This is a genomic window from Shewanella loihica PV-4 (assembly GCF_000016065.1).
GTDB lineage: Bacteria > Pseudomonadota > Gammaproteobacteria > Enterobacterales > Shewanellaceae > Shewanella > Shewanella loihica.
In genome coordinates this window covers 2,852,840-2,879,827 of sequence record NC_009092.1, presented here as the reverse complement: position 1 = coordinate 2,879,827, position 26,988 = coordinate 2,852,840, and the positions used below count along the sequence as shown (strand labels likewise).

General features: G+C 55.0%; 23 protein-coding genes. 4 read left to right on the top strand and 19 right to left on the bottom strand.

What is annotated here, in order from left to right; all coding sequences use genetic code 11:
• Positions 1–13: 13 nt before the first annotated feature.
• The 4 genes from nrdD to ribA all read left to right on the top strand — a co-directional run bounded on the left by nrdD (position 14) and on the right by ribA (position 4,093).
• Positions 14–2,131: an anaerobic ribonucleoside-triphosphate reductase gene (gene nrdD / locus SHEW_RS12670; protein WP_011866246.1), complete on the top strand. Its 2,118-nt coding sequence runs from the start codon at positions 14–16 to the stop codon at positions 2,129–2,131.
• Between the two features lie 121 nt (positions 2,132–2,252).
• On the top strand, positions 2,253–2,726 hold the full coding sequence (gene nrdG / locus SHEW_RS12665) for an anaerobic ribonucleoside-triphosphate reductase-activating protein (RefSeq protein WP_011866245.1): 474 nt from the start codon (positions 2,253–2,255) through the stop codon (positions 2,724–2,726).
• A gap of 158 nt (positions 2,727–2,884) precedes the next feature.
• Positions 2,885–3,241 (top strand): YibL family ribosome-associated protein, encoded by a 357-nt coding sequence (locus tag SHEW_RS12660; protein WP_011866244.1) that lies wholly within the window; start codon positions 2,885–2,887, stop codon positions 3,239–3,241.
• Positions 3,242–3,475: 234 nt separating this feature from the next.
• A complete protein-coding gene (ribA, locus tag SHEW_RS12655; RefSeq protein ID WP_011866243.1) occupies positions 3,476–4,093 on the top strand; it encodes a GTP cyclohydrolase II in 618 nt (205 codons plus the stop codon).
• Positions 4,094–4,219: 126 nt separating this feature from the next.
• Here the strand turns inward: ribA and SHEW_RS12650 are convergent, their stop codons facing one another.
• From SHEW_RS12650 to SHEW_RS12560, 19 genes are all read right to left on the bottom strand, one after another.
• Positions 4,220–4,696 (bottom strand): hypothetical protein, encoded by a 477-nt coding sequence (locus SHEW_RS12650; protein ID WP_011866242.1) that lies wholly within the window; start codon positions 4,694–4,696, stop codon positions 4,220–4,222.
• Between the two features lie 144 nt (positions 4,697–4,840).
• Positions 4,841–5,191, bottom strand: coding sequence for a VF530 family protein (locus tag SHEW_RS12645; RefSeq protein ID WP_041407269.1), 351 nt, complete (start codon positions 5,189–5,191; stop codon positions 4,841–4,843).
• A gap of 99 nt (positions 5,192–5,290) precedes the next feature.
• Positions 5,291–7,702 (bottom strand): S8 family serine peptidase, encoded by a 2,412-nt coding sequence (locus tag SHEW_RS12640; RefSeq protein ID WP_041406658.1) that lies wholly within the window; start codon positions 7,700–7,702, stop codon positions 5,291–5,293.
• 648 nt (positions 7,703–8,350) lie between these two features.
• Positions 8,351–8,665 (bottom strand): rhodanese-like domain-containing protein, encoded by a 315-nt coding sequence (locus SHEW_RS12635; protein WP_398351624.1) that lies wholly within the window; start codon positions 8,663–8,665, stop codon positions 8,351–8,353.
• A 92-nt stretch (positions 8,666–8,757) separates the two neighbouring features.
• Positions 8,758–8,970 carry a YgaP family membrane protein gene (locus SHEW_RS12630; RefSeq protein ID WP_011866238.1) on the bottom strand — a complete coding sequence of 71 codons (213 nt, stop codon included), beginning with the start codon at positions 8,968–8,970 and terminating at the stop codon, positions 8,758–8,760.
• Positions 8,971–8,981: 11 nt separating this feature from the next.
• On the bottom strand, positions 8,982–12,236 hold the full coding sequence (locus SHEW_RS12625) for an efflux RND transporter permease subunit (protein WP_011866237.1): 3,255 nt from the start codon (positions 12,234–12,236) through the stop codon (positions 8,982–8,984).
• 30 nt (positions 12,237–12,266) lie between these two features.
• A complete protein-coding gene (locus SHEW_RS12620; protein WP_011866236.1) occupies positions 12,267–13,283 on the bottom strand; it encodes an efflux RND transporter periplasmic adaptor subunit in 1,017 nt (338 codons plus the stop codon).
• Positions 13,284–13,397: 114 nt separating this feature from the next.
• Positions 13,398–14,108 carry an SIMPL domain-containing protein gene (locus SHEW_RS12615; RefSeq protein ID WP_011866235.1) on the bottom strand — a complete coding sequence of 237 codons (711 nt, stop codon included), beginning with the start codon at positions 14,106–14,108 and terminating at the stop codon, positions 13,398–13,400.
• A gap of 74 nt (positions 14,109–14,182) precedes the next feature.
• Positions 14,183–14,569 carry a VOC family protein gene (locus tag SHEW_RS12610; RefSeq protein WP_011866234.1) on the bottom strand — a complete coding sequence of 129 codons (387 nt, stop codon included), beginning with the start codon at positions 14,567–14,569 and terminating at the stop codon, positions 14,183–14,185.
• Positions 14,570–14,674: 105 nt separating this feature from the next.
• Positions 14,675–15,991 carry an OmpP1/FadL family transporter gene (locus SHEW_RS12605; protein ID WP_011866233.1) on the bottom strand — a complete coding sequence of 439 codons (1,317 nt, stop codon included), beginning with the start codon at positions 15,989–15,991 and terminating at the stop codon, positions 14,675–14,677.
• A gap of 381 nt (positions 15,992–16,372) precedes the next feature.
• Positions 16,373–17,824 (bottom strand): sodium/proline symporter PutP, encoded by a 1,452-nt coding sequence (putP, locus tag SHEW_RS12600; RefSeq protein ID WP_011866232.1) that lies wholly within the window; start codon positions 17,822–17,824, stop codon positions 16,373–16,375.
• A 386-nt stretch (positions 17,825–18,210) separates the two neighbouring features.
• Entirely contained in the window at positions 18,211–18,915 is a 705-nt protein-coding gene (locus SHEW_RS12595) for a DUF3379 domain-containing protein (RefSeq protein WP_011866231.1), read from the bottom strand.
• Complete coding sequence (locus SHEW_RS12590; RefSeq protein WP_011866230.1) at positions 18,908–19,471, bottom strand: sigma-70 family RNA polymerase sigma factor; 564 nt, start codon at positions 19,469–19,471, stop codon at positions 18,908–18,910. Before SHEW_RS12590 ends, SHEW_RS12595 begins: the two co-directional genes overlap by 8 nt.
• An 84-nt stretch (positions 19,472–19,555) precedes the next feature.
• Positions 19,556–21,196, bottom strand: coding sequence for a BatD family protein (locus SHEW_RS12585; protein WP_011866229.1), 1,641 nt, complete (start codon positions 21,194–21,196; stop codon positions 19,556–19,558).
• Entirely contained in the window at positions 21,190–23,271 is a 2,082-nt protein-coding gene (locus SHEW_RS12580; RefSeq protein ID WP_011866228.1) for a VWA domain-containing protein, read from the bottom strand. Before SHEW_RS12580 ends, SHEW_RS12585 begins: the two co-directional genes overlap by 7 nt.
• Complete coding sequence (locus SHEW_RS12575) at positions 23,268–24,287, bottom strand: vWA domain-containing protein (protein WP_011866227.1); 1,020 nt, start codon at positions 24,285–24,287, stop codon at positions 23,268–23,270. The genes SHEW_RS12580 and SHEW_RS12575 overlap by 4 nt, the downstream gene beginning before the upstream one ends.
• Positions 24,275–24,769 (bottom strand): DUF4381 domain-containing protein, encoded by a 495-nt coding sequence (locus SHEW_RS12570; protein WP_011866226.1) that lies wholly within the window; start codon positions 24,767–24,769, stop codon positions 24,275–24,277. Before SHEW_RS12570 ends, SHEW_RS12575 begins: the two co-directional genes overlap by 13 nt.
• On the bottom strand, positions 24,770–25,699 hold the full coding sequence (locus tag SHEW_RS12565; protein ID WP_011866225.1) for a DUF58 domain-containing protein: 930 nt from the start codon (positions 25,697–25,699) through the stop codon (positions 24,770–24,772).
• Positions 25,699–26,655, bottom strand: a complete 957-nt coding sequence (locus tag SHEW_RS12560) for an AAA family ATPase (protein ID WP_011866224.1) — start codon at positions 26,653–26,655, stop codon at positions 25,699–25,701. The genes SHEW_RS12565 and SHEW_RS12560 overlap by 1 nt, the downstream gene beginning before the upstream one ends.
• Positions 26,656–26,988: the final 333 nt, after the last annotated feature.

Sequence of the window (26,988 nt, the reverse complement as noted above, 5' to 3'; positions counted from 1 at the left end):
GAGATATTGAACAATGCCAGTGGTTATTAAGCGGGATGGTTACCGCACGCCTTTTGACGAAACAAGGATTCGAGATGCAGTGGTTGCTGCAGCAAGTTCGGCAGGTATTGATGATGTTGCCTATGCCACCGAGGTGGCCCTACAAGTACGCCAGTCGGTGGCCGAACTCGAGCAGGTGGATATTCACGACCTGCAAGATGCGGTAGAAAATCAGTTGATGGAAGGCCCCTATAAGCAACTCGCCAGGGTCTATATCGAGTATCGCCACGACAGGGATATCCATCGTGAGTTGAGCAGCCGTCTCAACCGCGAGATCCGTGGCTTGGTCGAGCAGAGCAATGCGGCGCTGCTGAACGAGAACGCCAACAAAGACTCCAAGGTGATCCCCACCCAGCGTGATCTGCTGGCGGGCATTGTGGCCAAACACTATGCCACACGCCATATTCTGCCTAAGGATGTGGTGGCGGCCCATGAGTCGGGTGAGATCCATTATCACGATCTCGACTATGCGCCTTTCTTCCCCATGTTTAACTGTATGCTGATCGATCTGGCCGGCATGTTGACCCATGGCTTCAAGATGGGCAACGCCGAGATCGAGACCCCTAAGTCTATCTCGACTGCGACTGCGGTTACGGCGCAGATCATCGCTCAGGTGGCCAGCCATATCTATGGCGGCACCACTATCAACCGTATCGACGAGGTGCTCGCGCCTTTCGTCGCTAAGAGCTATGACAAGCACTATCAGGTCGCGCTGACCTGGGGGATCACAGACGCCAAGGCCTTTGCCACGGCGCAGACGGAGAAAGAGTGTCATGACGCCTTCCAGTCGCTGGAGTATGAGGTCAACACCCTGCACACAGCCAACGGCCAGACGCCTTTCGTCACCTTCGGCTTCGGTCTGGGCACCTCCTGGGAGTCGCGCCTCATCCAGTCATCCATGATGAAGGTACGCATGACGGGCCTGGGTAAGAACCGTAAGACGGCGGTCTTCCCTAAGCTGGTCTTCGCCATTCGCGACGGCATCAACCACAAGGCGGGCGACTGCAACTATGATATCAAGCAGATGGCGCTCAAGTGTGCGTCGATGCGCATGTACCCGGATATCCTCAACTATGAACAGGTCGAAAAGGTCACCGGCTCCTTTAAGACGCCTATGGGTTGTCGCAGCTTCCTCGGTACCTACGAGGAGGAGGGCGAGCTGGTGCACGAAGGGCGTAATAACCTTGGCGTGGTCAGCCTGAACCTGCCGCGGATCGCCATCGAGGCTAAGGGCGACGAGACGCGTTTCTATCAGCTGCTGGATGAACGTCTGGCGGTGGCCCGCCGTGCCCTGGACACTCGCATCGAGCGTCTACAAGGCGTGAAGGCAAGGGTAGCGCCAATTCTTTATATGGAAGGCGCCTGTGGCGTGCGTCTGCGCGCTGATGATGAGATCAGCGGCATCTTTAAGAATGGCCGCGCCTCTATCTCCCTGGGTTACATCGGCCTGCATGAGACCATCAATGCCCTCTACGGCAGCGAGACCCATGTGTATGACAGCGAGGCCCTGCGCGGCAAGGCGCTTGCCATTATCGAGCACCTCAAGGCGGCGACCGTACGTTGGCGCGAGGAATCGGGCTATGGCTTCAGCCTCTACAGCACGCCGAGCGAGAACCTGTGTAGCCGCTTCTGCAAGCTGGATACCGAGGCCTTTGGGGTGATCGACGGCGTAACGGATCGCGGCTACTACACCAACAGCTTCCACCTGGATGTGGAGAAGAAGGTGAATCCGTACGATAAGTTGGATTTCGAGCAGCCCTATCCGGCGCTCACCAGTGGCGGCTTCATCTGCTACGGCGAATACCCTAACATGCAGCACAATATCGAGGCGCTGGAAGATGTGTGGGACTATAGTTACAGCCGGGTGCCTTACTATGGTACCAACACGCCGATTGATGAGTGCTACGACTGTGGCTTCACCGGCGAGTTTAGCTGTACCAGCAAGGGCTTTACCTGTCCTAAGTGTGGCAACCATGAGCCGAGCCGGGTGTCTGTGACCCGCAGGGTGTGTGGCTACCTAGGTAGCCCGGATGCCAGACCCTTCAACTATGGTAAGCAGGAAGAAGTTAAACGCCGGGTGAAGCATCTCTAATGAGCTGAGCTAAGCAGCACCAAAGTTTCGGCTGCTGGCGCAAAGTGAATATAGAAAGTGAAATAAAAGATGAAGATAGCAAGGCGTCCCGGGGCACTTGCTATCTTTGTATGAGGGGCACATGAACTATCATCAATATTTTCCTATCGACGTGGTCAATGGACCCGGCACCAGGGCGACCCTGTTTGTCTCGGGCTGCGAGCATCAGTGCCGTGGCTGCTACAACCAGTCGACCTGGAATCCTGACTCGGGCCATCTGTTCGACGAGGCTATGCTCGAGCAGGTGATTAAGGATCTCAATGATACCCGCATTGTGCGCCGCGGCCTGTCGCTCTCTGGCGGCGACCCGCTACATCCGGGCAATCTCGATGTCATTCTGACTCTAGTGAAACGGGTAAGGCAGGAGTGCCGGGGCAAGGATATCTGGCTGTGGACCGGCTATAGACTCGATGAACTCAGCCCGGCCCAACAAGCGGTTATCGCCCATGTGGACGTGCTGGTGGATGGCAAGTTTGAGCAGTCGCTCGCCGATCCCAGTCTGGTGTTTCGCGGCAGCAGCAATCAGGTTATTCACTATCTCACCGACAAGCGCTGAATTTAGCAGCAGATACTGCTGTGGCTAGGATGCTGCCGATGCCGGATGACTTGTTCGTACCTTCCTCATTAGTGGTATAATGTTCGCCAAACTGGCAAATGCTGCCTATTTTTATCTGAGTGGCATTTGTATATTCGCGAGATTTTTAAGGCAAGTTAATGAATTTAAAGCAAGAGTTACAGCAGTTAAACGATCGTCTCGACAAGTATCGTCGTAAATTAGATGCGGCGGAGAAGCGTGGCGATCAGGCGGTGATTTTGCAATTTAAGCAAGAGATCAATGCGGTAACTAAGCAAATTACCCATGTTAAACAGCAGCAGAGCCGTCAGTTGAACAAACGCGGCACAGAGGTGAGCGAACTTGCCTTTAGCCGTGCGCTGACCAAGGCCGAGCAAGCCGATATGGGTAAGCTCAAGCGTTCGGTGAAGGGCTTGATCGTTGTGCATCCCATGACGGCCCTTGGACGTCAGATGGGACTGACTCAGGTGACTGGATACGCGCCTAAGGCCTTCTAGGCCATAGAGGATTTTGATGGCGGCGTGAGCGACTTCATAGCCTTGCCGCCACTCAGGGCGTATCCTTATAAGCCAAAGCGGTTGCGGTGAAGCAATAACCGATTTCATCACTCGGGTATTTCACTGTTAGGCAAAAACACATAGAATGCTCGGTCTGAGAAAGGGGAGAGTCTCTCCTCCTGGTTTTCATTTTTCGTTCGCATCTCAGACAGAGCGAGTTGTAAAGGTTATTTCATGTCGATTAAGTATGTCGCCACCTCAAAGCTTCCCACCCCTTGGGGAGTGTTTGCCATGCATGGTTTCGAAGATACAGAGACGGGCAAAGAACATGTGGCGCTCACCTTTGGCGAGTTAGATGCGAGCCAGCCCATTCTGGGCAGAATTCACTCCGAGTGTCTGACCGGCGATGCCCTGTTCAGTCTGCGCTGCGATTGTGGTTTTCAGCTACAAACCGCGATGCAAAATATCGCCGAGGCGGGTCAGGGATTTATTCTCTATCTGCGTCAGGAAGGCCGTGGTATAGGTCTGCTCAATAAGATCCGTGCCTATGAGCTGCAGGATCAAGGCGCCAATACGGTAGAAGCCAACGAGCGTCTGGGGTTTGCCGCCGATATGCGCAAATATGACATGATCAAGCCCATGCTTGAGAAGATTGGTGTGCAGCAGGTGAAGCTGATGACCAATAATCCCCGCAAGGTGAAGGCGATGAAGGAACTTGGCATCGCGGTTATCGAGCGCGTGCCACTGCAGGTGGGTAAGAATCGATATAACGAGGCCTATCTTAAGACCAAGTCGACCGAGCTGGGTCACATGATGTCTGAATATCACTTCACCGAAGAGCATCAAGACTAATCCTGCTTTTGCCGTGGCTAAGTTCACGGTATAGGCTTTGGGATAACTCCTACATGTGAGTTAGCACCGTGGTGACCTTAATGTGTCGCCACGGCCAACATGCTGGCAACTCTTCCTCTATAGATACTATTCTCTTGGCTGAACCTGCTTCTCTTTGGCCTTAAGCAGGGCCATCAGCTGGTTGGTGGTGATGGCTATCTGATCTTGTATCTGCTTGCGCTCCAGCTCTGCCGCCTCAGAATCGTCCCCCTGCAGGGCCTGAAGCTCCAGTTGTAGCTCTTCGAGTTTCTGTTTCAATTCTTTGATCTTCTTGTCGATCTCAGACAAGTTTTCATCGTCTTCTGCTTCCTCAGTCTTGCGCGCTTTGTCCGTCTTGGCCGCCCCGTTATCATGCAGCGCCTTACCAGTGGAATAGGCAAGGGCCTTCTTGCCGGCCTCAGACAGGCTGACTCTGTCACTGCTGGACTGAGTTTGTTCATTCTGGTTTGGGTTACTTGGATTTTGAGCCGCCTCGGGGGCATTGGGATCGCGCACATCGACTGAACTTAGGCTCTGAGGGCCCAGGCTATGGGCGCCAAAAGTGTTGATACCGTGAACATTCATCTGCTTAACCTTCCTTGTTACTTCATTAAATAGATGCAATTAAAAGTATGCCTGACGTTAGTATCGGCAGGCAGGAAAGAAGCTTAAGCGGATTTTGATGTGATTAATCTGATGAGGCTCGATTTTCTGGTGAAATCACCTGACTTAGTCGTCAGTTTTACCCCAAATATGTTGGTTGACGCCGCTGGTGCCTGAGCTTTCCGCCTCATCGCCAGTGGTGCGTTTAGGCTTGGGGGCATCTATAGGACGACCGGCATCGCCGCGTAGGTGCGCCGGGATAGGCTCGCCAATCATCTTGAGGTAGAGGCGCTCCACCTTTTCCCTGGCCCATTGCGTCTTACGCAAGAACTTGAGGCTGGATTTTATGGATGGGTCGTGGTTAAAGCAGCGTATGTCGATGCGTCTGCCAAGCTCTTCCCAGCCGTAGTGGTCGACGAGGTCTGTGAGTAGGGCTTCGAGTTTGATGCCGTGTAGTGGGTTATTCGCCTGAGTCATGGTGATCGCTGAGTAAAAAATTTGGCCCATTATATCAGCTTATCCAAGGCGTTTTCGATAAAAAAGGGGACCCTGAGGTCCCCTGTCTAGATGATGCGATTATTGGAAGCTAAGCTGCCACGCATCGATAGTGCCTGTGTCGCGACGGGCGCTATCAACTGCCTTCAGTGTCCAGGTGCCGGCAGATTCAACGCCAGACATGTCGACTGTGTAGCTCTTGATGATGTTGTCGGCACTGCCGCCACTGTTGTCATGTAGCACGGCTACCTGACCGCTTGGGCTGTGCAGTTCAACCTGCAGATCGCCGATGTAGGTGTGGGTAATGTTAACCGTTACCGTTACCGTGCCTGAATCGCCGCTGCGAGTCACATCGATTGGGCTGCTGATACCTGCAGTGTTGTTGTCAGGGATCGCATAGCTGGTGTTGTTGGTGTAGGTGGCTGGGCCGCCTGTGTTACCGCCAGTGCTTTGCTCTGTGTAGCTGGCTGTCAGGCTAACACCGCTAAAGTCGCTATAACCTTGAACCATCACATAGTAGGTACCCGCCTGTGGGGTGCTCACTGGGCAAGACTCGCTGTTGCCACCTTTCCATGGACGACAGTCGTAGCTGCTCAGTGTAGGCGCCGCGCCATACTGAACGTAAAGGTCAGCATCGCCTGTACCACCGCTCATGGCGAAGTTCAGATCGCTGGCACCGGCTGGTACGTCGATAGAGAAGTGTAGCTCGTCGCCTTTCACGCCAGTCAGGTTGGTCTTAGCCACGCCATTTTCCAGCACGTTGCCACCGGTGCCTGTACCTGGATCGGTTGGGCCATTACAAGAGGCATCTAGGTACTCTTTGGCGGCAACCGCGTTAACCAGACCGTAACCAGTCTTGTCGTCGCGACCGGCAACATCGAGATCTTCAGCCGTTGCTGTTAGCGCAGCGCGCACCTGAGCGGCGCTACACTCTGGGTGGTAGCTCCACACCAGTGTTGCAACACCCGATACGTGTGGCGTTGCCATAGAGGTACCATTGTAGTATTCGTAATCTTCACCACTAGTGTTGGCTACTGTGACGTTAGTGCCTAGGTGAGCACGTAGTGCCTGACCCGTGGCGCGATCGACAGACACAGAAACCATTGGGGCTTCGTTGTTGGTGTCAACCAGGAAGGGGTTTTGCAGACCTGGCAGCGCGGTGTTACTGAACACGATAGCTGCTTGGGCGCCGGCGTTGTTACATGCCTTAACCGCGTCGATCTCTGGGTAGCTGGCGCCTTGGTTGCCAACACGCTCAACCAGACAGACTTTGCCAGTCATGTCGCCACAGTTAAAGACACCGCCCGATACGCTACACTCGGCCAGTTCGGCAGTGACAGAACCTGTGATAGGGGTACCAACATAGTTGCCGCTGCTGTCTTTCACATAGCGGTTATGGGGCACTACGCCATTGTCGAAGTATGACTGAGTGCCAGCCGTGATGTTAGCCAGACGACCTTCACCGCGTGTAACGGTTGATAGGATCGCTTCACCTGGACCCGAGATCTCCACCTGGTTGGTGTACTGAGAGAAGGCCGCGTGATCTTTGTTGTTATCAACCGCAGCAACAGACATAACCGCATCGTATGATGCTGGGTAGCTGTGGGTGTTGTTACCGTCGTTACCGGCCGCTGCGATCAGCAGCACGCCGTTGTTGGCGTGAGCGGCTAGGGCGTTTTTCTCTGTGGTGGTTGACTGAGAGCCACCCAGAGACATGGTCACTACGTTCGCGCCGTTAGCCACACAAGTGTCAACCGCCGAAACCAATGATGATGAGTAGCCCCAACCATCAGAGTTAAATACTTTCACCACGTGGATGTTGGCGTTCTGGTTTGGCATCACTCCGACCACGCCGTCGTTGTTGGCGATTGCAGCTATGGTGCCCGCTACGTGAGTACCGTGAGCGTTATGAGCGCCTGGCTCATACCAGTTACCCGTACCTGAATTGTTGGTACCTGTGACATTGTTACCGCTCAGCTCGCTGTGGCTACGGTCGTAACCCGAGTCGATGATACAGATGGTGCGGTTGCCGGCCATGCTGTCGCTCAGGCTGGTGGCGCCCACAAAGGTTTGACCCCAAGGTGTGGTTTCGCTCAGCAGGTGGCGCGGCATATCTTCTTCGACATAATCAACGTCGGCGCGCAATTTCAGGGCCTTAACCCCATTGTTATCCAGCTGCGCCGAGTAAGCATTTGAGCGACCGATGCGCTTCATCTGCTTGGCCTTAACGCTGTTCAGTGCTCTGTGCTGAGAGAAGACTTCGTTGGCTCTAGGCTGATAGTCGTTCAGGCTGTTGGCATCGGCCTGTGCAGCGGCTTGGGCATTCTTAAACTTGACGATATAGCGCTTAGGCAGGGGAGATGCTTGATTGATACGCGCATTATCTGCCTGAAGGTGGAGTCCTTTCGCAGGCGCCGCATTGACGTTTGCTGCAATTGCCAGGGCAAGCGCAGACAAAGACATAGCGACCGCAGTTGTCTTTTTAACTGTCATATTGTCTTCCATTTTAAAAGTTAGAATTAATAATTATTATTGGAGTGCATAGCAGCATGACTGCCATCATATGCGTTACTCGACAGTGAATTTATCTGCTGATGAAACATTTGTAAACAAGCTGTTAAGTCGGTGTTTGGGTAAAACAAGCGATTTGTGTAGAGCATTTTTATGCAGAAAATATTCAGTGAATACGATTGTTTCGCCGATGGGATAGTGTGTTTTTGAGTATTTATTCGAATTTTTAGCCTGTTTATTTGCTTGGTGTGTTGCCTGATTGCCTGCGACGTAAAATTGACCTTAATTTATAACTTATTGTAATTATAGAATAATCGTTATTCCATGGGTGTAATAACATATAGCGAATAGTTATATGGTGTTTCAATTGTTACAATTGGGCAGCGTCCTAATGTCGCGAGATCCTTAGCCTTCTAATGGGTGAAGCATGCATTATCTGTGAAAAGGCGCCTGTTTAAGAAGGTCGCTAACGGACCGGCATGCAAATGAACAAGGCTGCTAGTGAACGAGGCTATTAGTGAACACGGCTACTAGTGAATAATATTGGGAATAAAAAGGCAGCCAATGAAAAAGGCACCCTGGGGTGCCTTAGTCGGTTTAAGGATGTCTGAGCGTTAAGCTCTTTTTATCCTAGTGCTTAGCCAGGCTCTGGTAGCCGCCGCCATTATAGGTGTTGCTGTAGCCTAGCTTTACCAGACTCTCCTGAGCTATGCCGCTGCGACGGCCACTGCGACAATAGAGCACCACAGACTGATCTTTGGCGATGCCGCGCTTGGTAAACTCTTCGGCAATGTTTTCAAAGGGAATATTAATCGCGTTCTCTAGATGTCCCTCGGCAAACTCCTCCGGAGTTCTGACATCAACGACCATGGCCCCTTGCTGTATATGCTCCCAGGCAACCTTAGGGTTTTTCTCTTCGCCATAGCTTGGCGCCGATACGCCCATGATGGCGACAAATAGTAGCGCCATCAGGCTGATGATTGACTTGGATAGCATCTTATTGGCTTGTCTCACGTTGGCTCCTTGTGATCTGTGAGTTATTTCATGCGGGCCAATTCCGCTTCCGTCTTGATCCCCATCTTCTTCATTAACATGGCGGCCGGACAGAAGCCGGTAAAGGCGCTTTGAAATAGATTAGCGCCTACAAAAGCCGTTAGCCAGATAAAATTAGGGTGGACAAAGGTCGTGAGCAGCAAAGACAACATGACCATAAAGCCTGCAAAGGCGAAAATACTACGTTCGACAGACATACTGTATCTCCTTAAGATTGCGGATTAACCGCGGCAAAATATTCGGGGCGGTGACGCATCACGGCGTAATAGAGCACGGGGATCACCACCAGGGTTAACAGGGTTGATACCAAGATGCCGAAGATCAGGCTGATGGCCAGGCCGTTGAAGATCGGATCATCTAAGATGAACAGGGCACCTATCATGGCCGCCAGTCCCGTCAACATGATGGGCTTGGCCCTGACGGCGCCAGAATGGATCACCGCCTGCTCGAAGGGCACACCCGCGGCGGTTTCCTGATTAATAAAGTCCACCAAGAGGATGGAGTTACGCACGATAATGCCCGCCAGGGCGATCATGCCTATCATAGAGGTGGCGGTAAATTGCGCCCCCAGCAGGGCATGGCCCGGCATCACCCCTATGATGGTGAGCGGAATAGGCGCCATGATGATCAGCGGCACGCTGTAGGAGCGGAACTGACCCACTACCAGGAGGTAGATGGCGATCATGCCCACGCCATAGGCGATACCCATGTCTCTGAAGGTCTCATAGGTGATCTTCCACTCGCCGTCCCAGAGCACGGCGATGCTGTCCAGCCCTGAGGGTTGGTTGACATAGTGTTGATCGAAGCCCAGACCACCCTCTTGATTGATACTGCCGGCGATCTCGAACATGCCATAGAGTGGGCTGTCCAGCGGGCCCGCCATGTCGGCGACCACCATGATCATAGGGATCATGTTCTTGCGTATGATAGGCGCGTCTATGGCTCGCTTGTGTATGGTGATCAGCTCAGAGACGGGCACAGAGTTACCCGAGGCATTGGTGAGCCTGAGGTTAAGCACCTGCTCGAGATCCACCTTGGCGCCTTCCTCCAGCTGAAGCTTGATAGGCACAGGCGACTTTTGATTCGGCTTATGCAGGTAGCTCACCGCCTTGCCGCCCACCGAGGTGGCCACCAGATCGACGATATTGCTGTAGGGCACGCCCATCAGGCTGGCCTTGGCGCGGTCGATATTAACCTGCCATTTCTGCTGCGCGGCCGGCAGGTAGATGTCGATATCCACCACATCCTGAGTATCGTGGAACAGCTGCTGCAGTGCATTGGCTGCTGTCTCACGCATCTCGGCGTTAGGGCCATAGACCTCGGCCAGGATGGGCGACCACACGGGTGGGCCTGGGGGCACTTCGACCACCTTGACGTTGGCATGGTATTGCTTGGCGGTGGCCTGCAGCGCGCGGCGCACCTCGGAAGCTATGCTGTGACTGTCTCTGTCGCGATCGCCTTTATCAACCAGGTTAACCTGAATATCGCCCAGCTCCTGACTCTGTCTGAGGAAGTAGTGACGCACCAGGCCGTTAAAGTTCATCGGCGCGGCGGTGCCGGCGTAGAGCTGGTAGTTGTCTACCTCTTCGACCTTATCCAGCTCCATGGCCAGGGCCTTGAGTACGCGCTGGGTCTGTTCAACCGGCGTGCCTTCTGGCATATCCAGCATCACCTGAAACTCCGACTTGTTGTCGAAGGGCAGCATCTTGAGCACCACCAACTGACCCACGGGCAGGGACACGGCGATCATGATCAGCAGGGCGATGGCGGCGCCCAGGCCAATCCTCGCCTTACCGGCTTGTTTGCCTCTGACGAAGGGGGAGATCAGCCTAGTAAACAGCCTCAGCATGCGATCGTCCACATCATGCTCGCCATCACCACCTTGGTGTTGATGACCCTTGAGCAGCTTAGTGGCCAGCCAAGGGGTGACGATGAAGGCGATGGCCAGAGAGATCAGCATCCCCATGCTGGCATTGATGGGGATCGGGCTCATGTAGGGGCCCATGAGGCCGGATACGAAGGCCATGGGCATCAGCGCGGCGATCACGGTAAAGGTCGCCAATATTGTCGGGCCGCCCACCTCATCTACGGCGACGGGGATCAGCTCCACGAAGGAGCGTTTGCCCAGCGCCATATGCCTGTGGATGTTCTCCACCACCACGATGGCGTCATCTACGAGTATGCCGATAGAGAAGATCAAGGCGAACAACGAGATACGGTTAAGGGTAAAGCCCCAGGCCCAGGAGGCAAACAGGGTGATCGCCAGGGTGATGATGATGGCGATGCCCACTACTACAGATTCGCGTAGCCCCATGGTGAGGAAGACCAAGATCACCACGGCCGAGGTGGCAAACACCAGCTTGAGGATCAGGGTGTTGGCCTTGTCGCCCGCCGTCTTACCATAGTTGCGCGAGACCGTGATGTTCACATCGTCGGGAACCAGTATGTTGTCTATCTTGTCCAGGCGCTCGAGGATCACATTGGCGATATCCACGGCGTTCTCGCCGGGCTGCTTGCCGATGGCGATGGTGACCGCAGGATAGATGGCCGACTTATCGCCGTGCCAGGCGTGCTGGGTCGGGATGTCGCTGTTGAGGCTAATCTTGGCGATATCGCCAAGGTACACGGGGGCGCTCTGGCCCGACTCGTCCTGATACACGGCGACAACCAGCTGCTCAACCTCTTGTTTCGATTTTAAAAACTGTCCAGTTTGTACCTTGATCTCCTGATTATCCTGCACCAGAGATACTGGCATGGAGACATGGTTATTGCTCGACAGGCTACGGTTGATATCGTCGTAGGTGAGGCCATAGAAGCTCATCTTGGCGGGATCGATCCGCACGTTGAGGCTGATCTCATGACTACCGACGCTGTAGATCTCGCGGGTGCCCGGAATGCGTTTCAGCTCGCTCTCCAGTCCCTTGGCGATATGGGTCAGCTGCTCGGCAGATTGCGCCTTGTCTTTCGACCATAGGGTCAGGCTGACGATGGGCACATCGTCGATGCCGCGGGGCTTGATCTGTGGCTCGCCCACGCCTGCCTGGCTGGCAACCTTGTCCTTGTTGGAATAGACCTGATTGTAGAGCTTGACGATCGCCTCGTTACGCGGGATCCCCACCTCGAAGATGGCGATGATCAGTGCGCCGTCTGGTTGTGAGAAGGAGTAGAGGGTGTCTATCCCCTTGATCTGCGAGATCACCTCCTCCATAGGCTGGGTGACCAGATGCTCGACCTCGCTCGGCGTGGCGCCGGGGAAGGGGATGTAGATGTCGGCAAAGGTGACATCTATCTGCGGCTCTTCCTCTTTTGGGGTCACCATGACGGCGAACAGACCCAGTAGCAGGCCAAGCAGGGCCAGCAAGGGGGTGATGGCGCTCAGCTGGAACATGGCCGCCAGGCGTCCGGAAAATCCCAGACGTTTTGGGCTCTGCTGATTATCTTGGTGTCGATCTTGCTGATTCATATCTATACGGCTCCTATTCGATCACCAGATCTATTGTTTCAGCTTCAGCAGCACTTGATAGGCGTCGACGGCGATGGTGTCGCCATCACTCAGGCCCGAAAGCACCTCGAAGCTATCGCCCTGTTTATTGCCCAGGCGCACCTGATTGAGCATGAACTGATTGTTCTGCATCAGATAGACCGCACTCAGTTCGTTGTTGTAGATCACCGCAGACTCGGGGATGGTCAGCGTATTGCGATCGCCGGCGTTGAAGCTGGCCTTGACCCACATGCCCGGCATCAGGTTGGGCTCCTGCGGTGGCAGGTCGATACGTGTCTTATAGCTGTGGCTCTTGGCATCGGCGAAAGAGAAGATGGTCAGGGCGTCCGATTCGAGCTCCTTGCCGTTGGTCAGCACAAGCTTCATCTTAGGATTGGCGCGCAGCGCATCTATGTAACGCAGGGGCACATGGGTGACGGCACGCATATGCTCGGTGGCAAAGCCGCTCAGCAGTGCCTGGCCGGGAGACACGGTTTCGCCCACTTCCACATGGCGCTTGGTGACCACGCCGGCAAAGGGGGCACTGACCGTGGTGTACTGCAGAGACTCGTTGGCCTGGATGATACGGGCTCTCGCAGCGCTGACGGCCTGGGCCGAGGCGCGGGCGTTGGCGATGGCTTGATCCATATCGCCTTGGGAGATGGCGCCTTGGGGGAACAGCTGTTCATAACGCTTACGCTGTTTCTGCGCCTCTTCGTTTTGGGCCTGGGCGCGAGCAAAGTCGGCCTCGGCGGCCGCCAGCTCGGCGCCCTGGGCCTTGCTGGTGATCTCCAGCAAGGATGCGCCCTGGGGCACGATATCGTTGACGTCATAGTTGATCTTGATGATGCGGCCCGAGGTTTGCGCCGACACCGTCGCCGATTTTACCGCCTCAAGTTGTGCATCTAAGGTGATCCACTGGGGCTGAGAGTGTTTGGCCACCGTCATGGTGGGCAGTTCGCTGGCGCCAGATACCAGGCTGACGAGTGACAGCAATATGCCGATGGAAAGTGTGTGTTGTACTTGCATGGAAGATCACCTCTTAAAACTTCATAAGAAAATTCTAATGGACTTTTTAAGCTTGTGCAATCTTTTATTAGAAAAATACGATTGAAGGGGCGAAAATCCTTTGCCCCTTTAAAACTAATCGTTTAAGTAATAGGTCAGGGTCGAAACCACCCTGACTTTCTTGATACTCGGCGTGTTGCTGTCACGGTTGCTGATGGTAAATTGCCCCTGAGACGCCTGCTTAATCTTGCCAAGTTGGGAGGCGGAATCTTTGGCAAACTTCTCGGCGGTTTGGCGGGCATTCTCCGTGGCCGTCTGCACCATCTGCGGCTTGAGCTCATTCAGGCCGGTGAAGAGAAACTCGGTGCGGCCGTTGTAATCCTGGTTGGAGATGGCGATCCCTTCCTTAGTCAGCTCGATAAGGTTGCGCTGTGTGCCCAGCAGGAGATCCACCCGCTTGGTGTAGAGGGATACGGTGACCTGCGCCGCGTAGCGATACTTAACGTTAGGGTCTACATAACCCTGGGCCTGTCTGTCTTCAATGGAGGGCAGGGAGCTTGAGATCTCATCTTGCGTAAAGCCTTGTTTAATCAGGAAGGCGATCACCTTATCCGTCTTGCTCTGCACCTCCTGATAGAGGTTATTGAGATCATTGTCGACCTGGGTGAAGCGGATGGGCCAGATGGCGGTATCGGCCTTTACCTCGACTTCGGCGAGGCCCTTGACCGTGACGGTTCTTTCCATGGCGCGCATCTTGATGATGCTGTCGCCAAGGCTGGTGCCTAACAGATAGAGACCGGCGCAGATGAAACCGCCTAAGAGAATACTTGCCAGTGATTTTTGCATGGATAAGCGTCCGAGTTGCTATGGAGTAAAGCCAGCATATGCTTGTTTCGTTTGGTTTTCCAGGGAAACAGCGCTCAGGTTTGGGTGCTGGGTTGCCAGAGCTCGACCTTGTTGCCGTCGGGGTCGATAAACCAGCCGAATCGGCCAAATTCTGAGTCCTCGGTTTCGGCCAGCAGCTCGGCGCCGCCTTCGGCCACCTGAGACAGGGCCTCGTTGAGATCGTCGACGATCAGGTTAAACATAAACTCTTTGCTTGAGGGGTGAAGATAATCTGTGTCTCTCCCCATTGGGGTCCAGACGCTGTAGCCGGTGGCGGCCATCGGCATCAGATTGTTGAGGTAGAAGGCCGCGCCGCCCCAGTTTTCTACCGGCACCTGCAGGTAGGTCTTGTACCACTGTGCGAGCCGCTGGGGATCGTCACTCTTGAAAAATATGCCACCTAAACCAATTACTTTTGCCATTGTCCATCTGTCGTCACGGGAGCTTTGTATTAACTGTAGAAAAGTTTTCCGATAACTACAAAAAAGCCGCAGTAGGCTGCGGCTTTTTGGAGGCTGTAGTACAAGTTAGAACTTGTAGTTGTACTGCATAGAGTAGTAAGTGGCATTCGAGCGTGTGGTCGCGTGAACCATGCCGGTATCAGGACCGATTGGCAGACCGCCTGTGATGGCGCTGTGCTCGATAAGATCTACATCTTCACCACGGATGAAGGCGACACCGAAGTCCAGGCTAGCGTGCTTACCCAGGTTATAGGTCGCACCGGCGGTGAACCACTGACGGTCAGAGTCAGGGATGGAGATAGAGCTGACTTCGCCAACGACGCCTTGGTCAAACATATAACCGGCGCGCACTGTCCAGTCCTGATTGAGGGTGTAGGTGCCGCCGACGCTGAACAGCCAAGAGTCGTCCCAGGCGTAGGTCTTGAGGCTAGCCTCAGGTGCTACAGGCACGCCGCCTATGGTGCCGTCGGTCACTGTGATCTCTTTGAAATCGCCCCAAGTGGTCAGCTGCGCCGTGTAGTGCAGGGCAAACTTCTCGGTCAGCTGATGGAAACCCGCCACCTGGAAGATATCCGGCATAGGGATGTTGATCTCATCGAAGGCGACGTTGGCACCGGCAACTGGGTTATACATGTTGATGTCGCCTGTCGCCTTGAAATCTGGGCTGAAACGGTAGCTCATACCGAATCTGTGATCGGCGTTGATCTCATACACTGCGCCTATGATGCCGCCGAATGCTACGCCGTCGGCGTCAACATCCACAAGATCTTGCTGTACTGCACCGGCTTGAGTCGGTACCAAACCGCCGCGGGTCAGGGTGCCTTGGCCATAGATCACATCGACGCCGGCGCCGACGCTGAAGTGGTCGTTAAAGCGGTAAGAGGCGCTCAGGTTAAAGTTGAGCGTGGTCACTTCTGTCTTACCCAAAAGATCCAGCGGGGCAGGCAGGCCGTTAACCAGCTGCTGTGACATAGGGGTCGTGTCTGTGCCTGTGCCGAAGTTGCTGAACATGGCAACGCCATAGGCAAACTTGTCGTTTACCGGGCTGACATAGTAGAAGTTAGGGATGATCTTGGCTTCTGCCGCATCGTCCACATGACCATAGTGGATCGGGCCCACTAGCGAGTCGATGTAAACATCTTTCACGCTGACTTCGACATCGGCGTAGGTCAGGCCCATAGAAAGTTGCTTCTCGTCAAACAGGGCCATAGCCGCTGGGTTGCGAGACAGCACTGAGGCGTTGTCAGCGATGACGGCATCACCGGCAAATGCACGGCCGACACCAGTGGCTGACTGGCTGTTGAGTTGGAAACCGGCGGCCATCGCCTGTGAGCTAGCGAGTGTGACGGCTACTGCGAGTATTGTCTTGTTGAAACGCTTCATAGTTTGTTCTCGTTATTGTCGGCCCGGCTGCATATTGTGCTCATGCTTGTGCCTGAGTCGTGGCGGCCAGGTCCATTTTATAATTCCCGTGCATAGTAGGGATGAGGTGTTACCTCAACAACTCCGACCAGATGCAACTTTTTGTTGATTTTGTGTTAAATGGATGGCCGGTTTTATGCAGGAAAGTTAGCTGTTGTTTGAAGAGGTGCTTGATGGCGCTATGCCACGTAGCTTCTGGGTTTGATTAAGGTTTTGCTAAAGGTTAACGGGTTGTGAAATGGCAAATTGTAAGTAAAATTTATGCGGTATAAAAAAAGCGTACACTTGTACGCTTTTTTGATCTTCCGCTCATTTTTACGTCAGCGAAGTGGGAGCCTGGCCTCAGAGTTTCTGGCTAAATTGCTCAAATTGTTCGCGGGTGCTGTCGGCTGGCGCCGAGACCAGGCTGACTAAGACACCGGCCAGGGTGGCGAAGAGGAAACCAGGTAGTATCTCATACAGGTCGAAGATGCCGCCTGTGCTCTGTTTCCACAGCACCACTGTGATGGCGCCAACGATGATAGTTGCTACCGCGCCATTGCGGCTATAGCCACGCCAGAAGAGAGACAGGATCACCACAGGGCCAAACGCCGCGCCGAAACCTGCCCAGGCATAGCTTACCAGGCTCAGTACGCTGCTCTCAGGGTTCAGGGCGATGACGCCAGAGATGACGGCTATGGTCAGCACGCCGATACGGCCAATCATCATCAGCTCCTTGCTGCTGGCATCGGGTCTGAGCCACTTCTTGTAAAAGTCCTCGGTGATCACACTAGAGCAGACCAGCAGCTGTGAGTCGATGGTGCTCATGATGGCCGAGAGAATCGCCGCCACCAGGAGGCCGCCGATCCAAGGGTTAAAGGCGGCGTGAGCCAGGTGGATAAAGATGGTCTCTGGGTTGTCGATAGGCTGATCGGCAAAGTAGAGGGTGCCGGCAAGACCGGTCGCCAGTGCGCCCATCAGCGCCACTATCATCCAGCTCATGGCGATACGGCGCGAGACCTTAAGGTCGTCGGCGCTGCCGATGGCCATGAAGCGCGACAGGATATGGGGCTGACCGAAATAACCAAGACCCCAGGCAAGCAGCGATGCCAGGCCTATCATAGTGGTGTTGTCGCTCAGCAGTGACAGCATGGCAGGATCCAGGCTATGGATGCCGTTCTGGGTCTCAGGCTGGCTGAAGATGGTAACCGGCACGATCAGCAGGGCGATCAGCATCAGACAGCCCTGGAAGAAATCGGTCCAGCTCACGGCGAAGAAGCCGCCGACGAAGGTGTAGGCCACTATGATGCCAGAGCCGATAAGCAGGGCCAGGTTGTAGTCTAGGCCAAACACCTTCTCGAACAGTATGGCGCCGCCCACCATGCCTGACGAGGTATAGAAGGTGAAGAAAACCAGGATGGTGACCGCCGAGACCAGCTTAAGCACAGACTGCTTGTCTTCGAAGCGTTTCTCGAAGAAGTCCGGCAGGGTGAGGGCGTTATCGGTAAACTGGGTGTAGATCCGCAGGCGTTTGGCCACGAATAGCCAGTTTAGCCAGGCGCCAAATACCAGGCCTATGCCGATCCAGGCTTCGCCCAAGCCGCCGAGGTAGACGGCGCCGGGGAGTCCCAGCAGCAGCCAGCCGGACATGTCCGAGGCGCCCACGCTGAGTGCGGTGACGGCCGGTCCCATGGAGCGGCCACCTAAAATATAATCGTCGACAGAGTCGGTTGCTTTATATGCCCAAAGGCCAATGCCCATCATGAGGATGAGGTAGCCGAAAAAAGTAACTAATATCGGTAATTCAATATTCATGCTTTCGCCATATTGTTCTCATGCCAATGCCTTTTGTTAGCCGGGATGTGAGCCCATCGTCAAAGTGCGATGACATGTCTGTTTTAAATGAGCCTGTATGCTAGCAGATGTTTGAGCGCTAGCCCAAATCTGCCGTGAATTGTGATCAAGATCTAGGCTTTATCGGTCGATTAATTGCCAAGTTATGCGGAAATGTTGTGGCTTTGTTGGTCATATTGGCGGATTGCGGCTCGTATATGTTAGTGGCCGAGGGTTTAAAACACAGTCGCAAGTGCAAGTGCAAGTGCAAGTGCAAGTGCAAGGGAGCCAACCTGTGGTCGACTCCCTGTATTAGCTTACCTGACTAATTGGAATGTGCCTTGGACTCTGGTCTAACGGTAGGAGCCCTAGATGAAAGACTCTTTCACTTCGTCTCTGACAAAGTCCAGATCTGTGGCATGCTCGCCGACCAGCAGGACGTAGGCGTTGTCAGATTTGAAGCCCATCCCCTGATAGCGGTTGTCGGCAAAGGCCTCCTCGAGCACCATGCGATCTTCCAGCGGCACGATAAACAGGGTGACCTTGCCTTGCTTGCCCTGCATCACCAGATGGATGCTCTTCACCCCCTGGAAGTCACAGTAGGTGCTGTAGAGCACGCGACCGGGCTGCTCGGTAAAGTGGGCATGCTTCAGGCTGGTCAGCGAGGCCAGCTGAGTATTGACCTCATCGACGCTGATGTTCTCTTCACTCTTCATCGCCATCTCTTCATGATAGACATGAGCCAGGGCGTGCTGTCCCAGATCCACCGGGGCGAGACGCAGTAGGGTGAAACTGATGCCGGCGATGAAGGCGATAGAGGCCACCAGGGCCAGGGTAAAGCCTGTCTTGCGGCGATCTACCTGATGCTGATGTAGCTGTTGGTTGAGCAGCAGTTTAGCCTCGAGATCCTCAGGCACCTCTATCTTGAGGGCGGCCTCGAGTTTCTTGTCTAATAGCTTGAGATCGTTGACAAAGGCAGTGCGCTCACTCGACTCGTGCATCGACGCAAGAAACTCGTCGTCTTGACGGTTTGGATTTTCATAGGCCTCGCGGCGGAATTTGAGCTCATCCATTAGAGCGCCCCCTGGTTTGCGTGTCATCGAGTATCTCTTTTAGCTGATTTCTGGCGCGAAATAAGCGAGTCATTACGGTATTACGATTCAGATCTAAGATATCGGCAATTTCTTCGCCGCTGAAGCCGCCGATCACCTGCAGGATCAAGGGCTCGCGGTATTCGGCCTCGAGCTTGGCTATCTGGCGCCTGAGCATATGCTGCTCCATGCTCTCTTCGCTAGAGGAAGAGATATGGTCGGCGATATCGGCCTGCTCTACATCCGAGTAGTCAAACTGCTTACGCTCGAAGCGGCGGGCGTTTTCACGCCGTAATATGGTGATCAGCCAAGCCTTGGCGGCCTTGTCATCTTTGAGTGATTCCAAGGAGCGCCAGGCGCGTAAGAAGGTTTCTTGGGTGATATCTTCGGCGATATGTTTATCCCCGCACAGCCAGAAGGCGTAGCGGAACAGGTCGCCATGAAGTGCCCTGACAAGGCTATCGTATCGTCGTTGTTTATTCAGCATGTCTCTATTGACCGACTTTTTCGGTTTTTTATTTCGTATCACGCTAAACATTTTTTACTCGCAGCATAGAAAGGAGGGGAGGCGCGTCAATTGTTTCGACTACGTTAACGCCATTGGCGCGCCTGAGGCAAGTTGTTAGAGCGGATTTAAGGGCCTTAAAGCAGATTGTGTGCTGTGGGGCGCAGCTTTTGGGGCATTTTTCACCGCAGTGATCACTTTTTCAACCTCTAGCCCCTGGCCATCTTGGCTGTATCCCTGACGCTGAATGGCTTGAATCGCCTGGTCGAGATCGTAGCTTAGGGCGGCGATATCGGTCAGAGTCATTGGCATGCCAGCCTGCTGGCTCATGTGGCGCTGCAGGGTGACCAGGGCGTCACCCGTCTTGCCATTTCGGCAGGCGGTCTCAAATTGACGTAACGCATCCGTGGCTTTGGGGGCGTTACTCGTAGCACCTTCGTCTGCACCGCTTGGCGCGGCGCGATAACGATAAGCTTGGTAGTGACGGTACCAGAGCAGGCTAGTCGCCAACCAGAGCAGGGCAAACAGGGCGCTGATGGCCGGCCAGAGACCGTTGGAATTACCTTGAGGGCTCACCGCGGCAATCTGCGGGCTTTCCTGGCTGGCGCTAGCCGGCGCGATGCTGATGTTACGCGCGGGCAGGGTAGCGAACTCCTGCTTCTGGGTGCGGCTGTTCCACCAGGGAATACGGATCGCGGGCAGGGTATAGCTGCCGGGCTGAGTCGGTACTATGGCCGTGGTCTGGTTGAGCTGGGCGACCACCTGCTTATCGCGCACATAGGTCTTGCGCTGGGGTTTCTCCGGATAGACCTTAAAGGTGTCAGGTAGACTCAGGCTGATGCCGGGCAGGCTGGTGTCGTCGGCATTGGAGGCCAGCAGGCTGATGTTGCGGGTAATGGGCACGCCTACTTGATACTGGGCATCTTTTTTCCAGTCCTCTTTTAAGACCACGAGATCGCTCACCAGCCAGTCGCCCTGATAACCTGCGGGGATAGGCAACACCTCTATCTCACTCGGGGCGGCCTTGGCCTGCATGGGACGGCTCTCGTTAAAGGAGAACATGCCGCCGCGGCGGGAGGATTCGACTAACACATCGCCGGAGAAGCTGGCGCCGGAGAGCGACAGCGTACCGGGCTCGTCGGCGATCAGGCTATAGGTGCGCTCGATCACCCGGTAGCGGCGACCGTCGATGATCTCTGTGCCATCGACATCGTCCCCCAGTTGCTTAAGCTGTGCCCCTTCGACATTGGGCGCGCTGAGTACGCCCCGTTGCAGCTCGACGCCCAGGTAAAGCTTGACCTTATAGGTGATCAGCTGGCCCACATAGGCTGTCTCGGTCGAGACGCTGCTGCGGATAAACAGATTCTTCATCTGCTCGGGTTGGCTGCCGGGGGCGGCCACCTTGAGCTCTATGGGCTCTGAACTGATGTTGTCTATGGTCATGGCGGGGATGATCACAGTGCCAGTTTGCTTGGGTGCCAGCAGGATCTGCCAGCGGGTCTCCTTGCTGGCGTCGAAGTTCATGATCTGGGTGCTGCGACTGACACTTGTGCGACCGACGATAAAGTCTTTTAACAGGCCGCTGGTATCTAAGCTGGCGTTGTCCACATCGTCATCGGCTTTGATGCTGAGCACCAGATATTCCCCCTGGATGGCGGGGTTTCTGTCTACCGAGGTTTCTACCTTGGTTAAGGCATAGGCCGGCGCCGACAGGCTGAGTGCCAAACAGGCTAAGGTCAAAAAGCGTCGTATTACCACTGTTGATTGTCCTTTATGGTCGCCCCCTGACGGCGGCGTTTTTGATATTCCAGTTGCATCTTGTTGCGCAGCAAGACCTGAGGGTCGTCTATCACCCCGGTAAGGGCGCGCTGCATCTCGGGGGGCAGATCTTCTGGCGCAATGGCGTTGGTTGCGGCGGCTACCGGCTCGCCTTGCTCATCGCCCTCGCCGGGTTTGCCCTGGGTCATATTCGCGGCCTGGGCTTGAGTGCTCTCTTGTTCGTCTTGCGGCTGTTGGCCTTGTCCCATCTGCTGGCCAGCGTCAGATTGATTTGCGTTGGCGTCCATTTGATTTTTGGCGTCTTTGGCCGGATCGGCGCTCATCTGAGCGTCATTAGCGGCGCCTGTCTGCTGGTTTTGCGACTGACCATCCTGGCTGGCTTCCTGCTCGGCAGAGGCTTGTTGCTCGGGAGTTTCTTGCTCAGGGCTTTCTTGGCTAGCGCTTTGCTTGTCAGAGCCTTGCTTGTCAGAGCCTTGCTGGTTAGAGCCTTGCTCATCTTCTTGTTGACCATTCTGGCCTTGAGACTGCTGGCCTCTCGAGCCCTGGCCCGATTGCTGATCGCCTTGGCCTTGTTGCTGGCCTTGATTTTGCCCGGCGCCGTCTTGTTGGGACTTATCTTGCTTATTTGAGTCCTGATTCGACTGGTCTTGATCAGATTGATTCTGCTCGGACTTTTTCTGATCAGATTGGCCTTGATCTTGGCTAGCTTGCTGTTGCTGCTTTAGCTGCTCGGCCAACTCAAGATTTTGCTCGGCCTGAGTAAGCTGAGGGTCTTTCTTAAGCGCCTGCTGATAACGCTCGATGGCCTTGTCGAGATCATTGAGCTGCATCAGGCTGTTGCCCTGATTAAACAGGCCACTCGCCGAGTCATCCTGCTCGAAAAGCTTGAGCGCCTCTTGATAATCACCATTCTTGTACAGGGATGCGGCCTTCCACTGGGGCGAGGTAAATTGCTCTGCCGCGCCTTGAAAGTCTTGCGCTTGATAGGCCTGCATCGCCCGCTGATCGTCTGTGCTGAAGGGATGTTGCCAACTGGCAGCCTGGGCTTCTGGGCTCGGGGCGAGAATAACTAAACAGGCAAGCGCGGCGAAGGCGTGTCTGAAACTCAGCAGCGCCGGCAGCAGCAGGAGCAGGGCCAGATAGGGGCCGAGATCTTGCCAGGCTTCCCCTTGGCGATCTGAGGTCTTGGCATCGCTCTCCTGGCTTAAGCTTTGGGTCAGTGACTCAAGATCTTTGCCATCGGCGCGGTAGGCAAACAACTTGCCGCCGCTGTTGCCAATTAAACTATTAAGCTGGCTGAGATCCGTCTGACTGACCACCACCTGATCGCTTTGGTCACGCATCAGTTGTCCATCCGGCAAGCGGATGGCGGCGCCCTGGTTTGTCCCCATGGCGATGATGGAGAGACGATACTGAGTATCGTCCAGTATCGATTTGGCTTCGCCGATTTGGTCCGGATTCACGCCATCGGCCAGCAAGATGATCTCGCCCTTGAGGTGACCGCCCTGGACAAGCAGCTGCTTAGCCTGATCTAGCGCCGCTGGCAGGTTGGAGCCCAGCACAGGCATGATCTCCGGCGACAGGGTTGGCAGCAGGTTTAGTAGAGTTGATTTGTCCCGGGTCAGCGGGCTGATGGTAAAGGCGTCGCCGGCGTAGGCCACAAGACCCGTCTCACCCTCCTTGAGGCTTTTAATCAGATCCGTTGCCTTGAACTTGGCCTGAGTCAGCCTGTTGGGCGCCAGATCGGTGGCGTACATGGAGAGCGACATATCCATCACTATCACCCGGCCCAGGTTGGCTTCAAATACAGGTAGTTGCTGCTTGGTCAGTGCCGGGCCAGAGAGAGCCAGGACGCTAACGAGCCAGATAAAGGCGATGAGGCCCAGGTGTTGTTTTTTGTTGCTTGCCTGACCGCTCACTAACACCTTAGCCAGGTGCGGCGCGATATAGCGATTCCAGCTCGAGGCCTGATGTCGCTGGCGCTTTCGCAGCCAGAGTAATAGCGCCAGGGGGATGAGGGCCAGCAGCCATTCGGGACGGAGAAAATGGATCATGAGGCGCTCCGTGGTAAACGTTGAACCAAGGCCTGCACGGCAGCGAAGCCACTTAACATCAAGAGCACACTGACAAGCAGGGCAATGGCCAAGGGATAGTAGAAGAGCTCTGCCTGTGGTCGATAGCTGAGTTGGTCGCTGTCGGTGGGCTCTAGCTTGTCTATCTCCTGATAGATCTGCTCCAGTTCATCGGAATTACGCGCCCTGAAGTAACGCCCCTTGGTCTTTTGGGCCAGCAGGGTGAGCTGCGCCTCGTCCAGATCCATCGACGGATTAACGCGCTCCTTGCCAAACAGGGTGCGGCGCTCCATCACCTCGGCGCCCACCCCTATGGTGTAGATGGTTACGCCTCGCTTGGCGGCGATATCGGCGGCCTGCTCCGGCGTGATGCTACCCGAGTTATTTGAGCCATCGGTGAGCAGGATAAGCACGCGGTTGCTCTGCTTGGCCTTGTCGAAGCGTTTAACCGCCAGCGCGATAGCTTCGCCGATGGCGGTCTGTTTGCCCACTAGGCCGATTTGCGCCTCGGTGAGAAACTGGGCCACCGAGCGTCTGTCCTGGGTGAGCGGCGCCTGCAGATAGGCGTGATCGGCAAAGAGTATCAGCCCCAGCTTGTCGCCCTTGCGGCGCTCAATAAACTCACTCATTACCTGCTGTACCATGGCGAAACGATCGACCGCCTTACCATTCAGCACCATATCTTCTATCTGCATACTGCCTGACAGATCCACCGCCAGCATGAGGTCTCGTCCCTTGCTTGGGAGCTCTATTGCATCGCCAACCCATAGCGGGCGGGCAACGGCAAATACCAGCGCCGTCCAGATGAGCCAATAGGGCCAGCGGCTGCGGCGAGGGGAGTGATCGAACCTTGTCGTTGGCGCTTCAGCGACGCCGGGCATCTGTAGATGACCGCCGCCCGTCTGCGTGGCTTGTTTGCTGCCGCTTGCTTTGCCGAGAGAAAAAATCAGCGGCAGCGGGAGTAATATGAGTAGCCAGGGCCAGGCTAGTGTGAACATGACGCCTCCTTGCCAGCCTTGAGTGGCAGCGCCTGCTGTAGCCAGGCTTTGGCGCCATCGAGGAGTTGCGTGGCCTCACTTGGTGAGAGCTTGCCAGCTTGGAAACGCTTCTCCAACAGGCTTGGCAGCATAGGATCCATGCTCGGCACTTGGGCCCTTAGCCAGGCATACCAGGCATCGCCCTGTAGTGAGGCGACCTGCTCCCGGGGCAGATAACTCATGGCGCTGCGTTTTAGCAGGCTGTTGACCGCCAGCGGTAGTTGAGGGGCCTCTGACGTCACCTTAGAGAGAAGAGTAAGCGCCTCGCGTTTGGCCGCCAGCAGCTTGCCTCTGCGTTTAATATAGATGAACAGGGCAGCTATCAGCATAAGCACTAGTAGCGCCAGCAGGTAATAACCATAGGCGAGGGGCCAGATTCCGACTGGGGCCGGGGTGATGATATCCTGCAGATTGGCGAGCGCAGGTTGACTTGCCGCTTGCATCTACCTCAGGGCTCCAATTTGTTGGTCTAACGGCTGGGCCGCGTCGATGCGTCTTGGCCGCGCGTTGATCTGATTCATCATGGTGATAAATCCCTGTTGCTGTGTTTGTTGCTGAGCCAGCCAGGCATCGTAGCTGCGTCTGTCTAACATCAGCTCCTTATCGCCATCCCTCACCGGAAATTGAAACTGGGGCGGCAGCTTAAGGGTGCCTTGCCTGAGGGGGTCAGTGATCAGAAAGGCGCCGATATCGCAGTGGCGTTTAAGCTCGCTCAGTGGTCCCAGACACTGGGGGCCGAAATGGCTGCCATCGCTGATGATCCAGATTAGCGAGCCAGGCTTGGCGATTCGCCTCAGGCGCTGACAGGCCTTGAAGATGTGCTCGGGCTGTTTCACCGGCTGATTTAGCTGATGAAGTTGCTGCTGGTGGATCTGCTCTATGGCAGAGATGAGTGCCAGCATGCCGGTTTGTCGGCTGCGGGGTTTAAGCTCGAGATGCTCGGCCTCGCTGGCGATCAGTGCGCCTAGGCGATCGCCGTGACCGACGGCGGCCCAGCCCAGGGTGGCTGCCAGATGCGCCGCCTGCACCGATTGTAGCATTAGACTCGAGCCGAAATAGAGGCTGTGGCTGAGATCCAATAGCAGTAATACCGGGCGCTCACGCTCCTCGACAAAAAGCTTGGTATGGGCCTTGCCGGTGCGGGCAGTCACTCGCCAGTCTATGGTGCGCACATCATCGCCGGCTTGGTAATGGCGAACCTCGGCAAACTCCATTCCCCGTCCCTTGATGCTGCTGGCTCTGTGGCCGGCTAGTGCCGCGCGCGCCTTGCTCTTGCGCTCGGGCAGGGCCCGGGCAAGATTTTGGCAGGCTAACAGCTCTTTCTGATTGAGGGAGACGCCATCGGCAAATAGGGGTAAAGCATTCTGTCCCATTAAGGCACCGCTACCTGACTCAGAATATGGTTTATTACCTGATCGCTGCTCACGCCTTCGGCCTGGGCTTGATAGCTGAGTAGCAGGCGGTGACGCAGTACGTTGGGCACCACGGCCTGAATATCTTCCGGCGAGACAAAGTCGCGTTCCATCAGCCAGGCGCGGGCGCGGGCGCAGCGCTCGATGGAGATGGTCGCACGCGGGCTGACGCCATACTCCAGCCAGTTAGCCAGTTGATCGCTGTATTGCTGTGGCTGGCGGGTGGCCATCACGATGTTGACAATATACTGCTCCAGCGGCTCGGCGAGATAGATATCCAGCGCGGCCTTACGGGCGGCGAATACCTCTTCCTGGGCGATAGGCTCAACCTTTGGCAGCTCCTGGGTGAGGGCTTCGCTGCGGGACAGGCGCATGATCTCAAATTCGGTGGCGGCGCTGGGGTAGTCAAGATTCAGGTGCATCAGGAAGCGGTCAAGCTGCGCCTCGGGCAGGGGATAGGTGCCTTCGTTTTCCAGCGGGTTTTGTGTTGCCATCACCAGAAATAGCTTTGGCAGCTTGTAGCTCTGTTTACCCACGGTAACCTGGCCCTCGGCCATGGCTTCCAGTAGCGCCGACTGTACCTTAGCTGGCGCACGGTTGATCTCATCGGCCAGGATAAGGTTGTGAAAGATAGGGCCTGCCTCAAACTCGAAGGTGGCCGTCTGGGCGCGATAGATGTCGGTGCCAGTGAGATCCGCAGGGAGCAAGTCCGGGGTAAACTGAATACGGTGAAAGTCCCCCTCTACACCATCGCTCAGCGCCTTGACCGCTCGCGTCTTGGCTAGGCCAGGTGGGCCCTCTACCAGTAAGTGACCATCGGCAATCAGTGCGATCAATAAGTTTTCGGTAAGAGTGGGTTGACCCAGGATCACTTTATCCAGGTATTCACGTAATGCATGAAATCGACTTAAGGGCATGATGCTACTCGGTATTATCTATTGTGTGAGCTGTAGACAGCGTATCTGGTAAAAAATTCAGTGATAAACGCCTTACCTCAGCCTTAGGTGAGTTGGATGACCTTGTGGGCTTGGCGGCGCCAAATTTCAATCAGCAAAATAAGTTAGCATGCTTAAACCGGGATTTAAACTGGCTTTAATGGCTAATTTTGCTTTTATTAAACATTGTTAATCAACATCTTTTTCGATATTTGTCGTTTAAAAACCAAACAGGTGTTTAAAACCTTGAAATAAGAAGTTAGAATCAGATCACACTTTGATGGTCTGACCTGTTGCGAGAGTGTAGCGAGATAC

Bases quoted from the DNA above. Each gene is read 5' to 3' on its own strand.
- SHEW_RS12605 (WP_011866233.1), bottom strand. From the start codon at position 15,991: ATGAAGCGTTTCAACAAGACAATACTCGCAGTAGCCGTCACACTCGCT.
- SHEW_RS12645 (WP_041407269.1), bottom strand. From the start codon at position 5,191: ATGACTCAGGCGAATAACCCACTACACGGCATCAAACTCGAAGCCCTA.
- SHEW_RS12630 (WP_011866238.1), bottom strand. From the start codon at position 8,970: ATGTCTGTCGAACGTAGTATTTTCGCCTTTGCAGGCTTTATGGTCATG.
- SHEW_RS12610 (WP_011866234.1), bottom strand. From the start codon at position 14,569: ATGGCAAAAGTAATTGGTTTAGGTGGCATATTTTTCAAGAGTGACGAT.
- SHEW_RS12570 (WP_011866226.1), bottom strand. From the start codon at position 24,769: ATGCAAGCGGCAAGTCAACCTGCGCTCGCCAATCTGCAGGATATCATC.
- SHEW_RS12565 (WP_011866225.1), bottom strand. From the start codon at position 25,699: ATGGGACAGAATGCTTTACCCCTATTTGCCGATGGCGTCTCCCTCAAT.
- SHEW_RS12575 (WP_011866227.1), bottom strand. From the start codon at position 24,287: ATGTTCACACTAGCCTGGCCCTGGCTACTCATATTACTCCCGCTGCCG.
- SHEW_RS12615 (WP_011866235.1), bottom strand. From the start codon at position 14,108: ATGCAAAAATCACTGGCAAGTATTCTCTTAGGCGGTTTCATCTGCGCC.
- SHEW_RS12620 (WP_011866236.1), bottom strand. From the start codon at position 13,283: ATGCAAGTACAACACACACTTTCCATCGGCATATTGCTGTCACTCGTC.
- SHEW_RS12590 (WP_011866230.1), bottom strand. From the start codon at position 19,471: ATGTTTAGCGTGATACGAAATAAAAAACCGAAAAAGTCGGTCAATAGA.
- SHEW_RS12640 (WP_041406658.1), bottom strand. From the start codon at position 7,702: ATGACAGTTAAAAAGACAACTGCGGTCGCTATGTCTTTGTCTGCGCTT.
- ribA (WP_011866243.1), top strand. From the start codon at position 3,476: ATGTCGATTAAGTATGTCGCCACCTCAAAGCTTCCCACCCCTTGGGGA.
- nrdG (WP_011866245.1), top strand. From the start codon at position 2,253: ATGAACTATCATCAATATTTTCCTATCGACGTGGTCAATGGACCCGGC.
- SHEW_RS12650 (WP_011866242.1), bottom strand. From the start codon at position 4,696: ATGAATGTTCACGGTATCAACACTTTTGGCGCCCATAGCCTGGGCCCT.
- SHEW_RS12595 (WP_011866231.1), bottom strand. From the start codon at position 18,915: ATGGATGAGCTCAAATTCCGCCGCGAGGCCTATGAAAATCCAAACCGT.
- SHEW_RS12580 (WP_011866228.1), bottom strand. From the start codon at position 23,271: ATGATCCATTTTCTCCGTCCCGAATGGCTGCTGGCCCTCATCCCCCTG.
- SHEW_RS12560 (WP_011866224.1), bottom strand. From the start codon at position 26,655: ATGCCCTTAAGTCGATTTCATGCATTACGTGAATACCTGGATAAAGTG.
- nrdD (WP_011866246.1), top strand. From the start codon at position 14: ATGCCAGTGGTTATTAAGCGGGATGGTTACCGCACGCCTTTTGACGAA.
- putP (WP_011866232.1), bottom strand. From the start codon at position 17,824: ATGAATATTGAATTACCGATATTAGTTACTTTTTTCGGCTACCTCATC.
- SHEW_RS12635 (WP_398351624.1), bottom strand. From the start codon at position 8,665: ATGGGCGTATCGGCGCCAAGCTATGGCGAAGAGAAAAACCCTAAGGTT.
- SHEW_RS12625 (WP_011866237.1), bottom strand. From the start codon at position 12,236: ATGAATCAGCAAGATCGACACCAAGATAATCAGCAGAGCCCAAAACGT.
- SHEW_RS12660 (WP_011866244.1), top strand. From the start codon at position 2,885: ATGAATTTAAAGCAAGAGTTACAGCAGTTAAACGATCGTCTCGACAAG.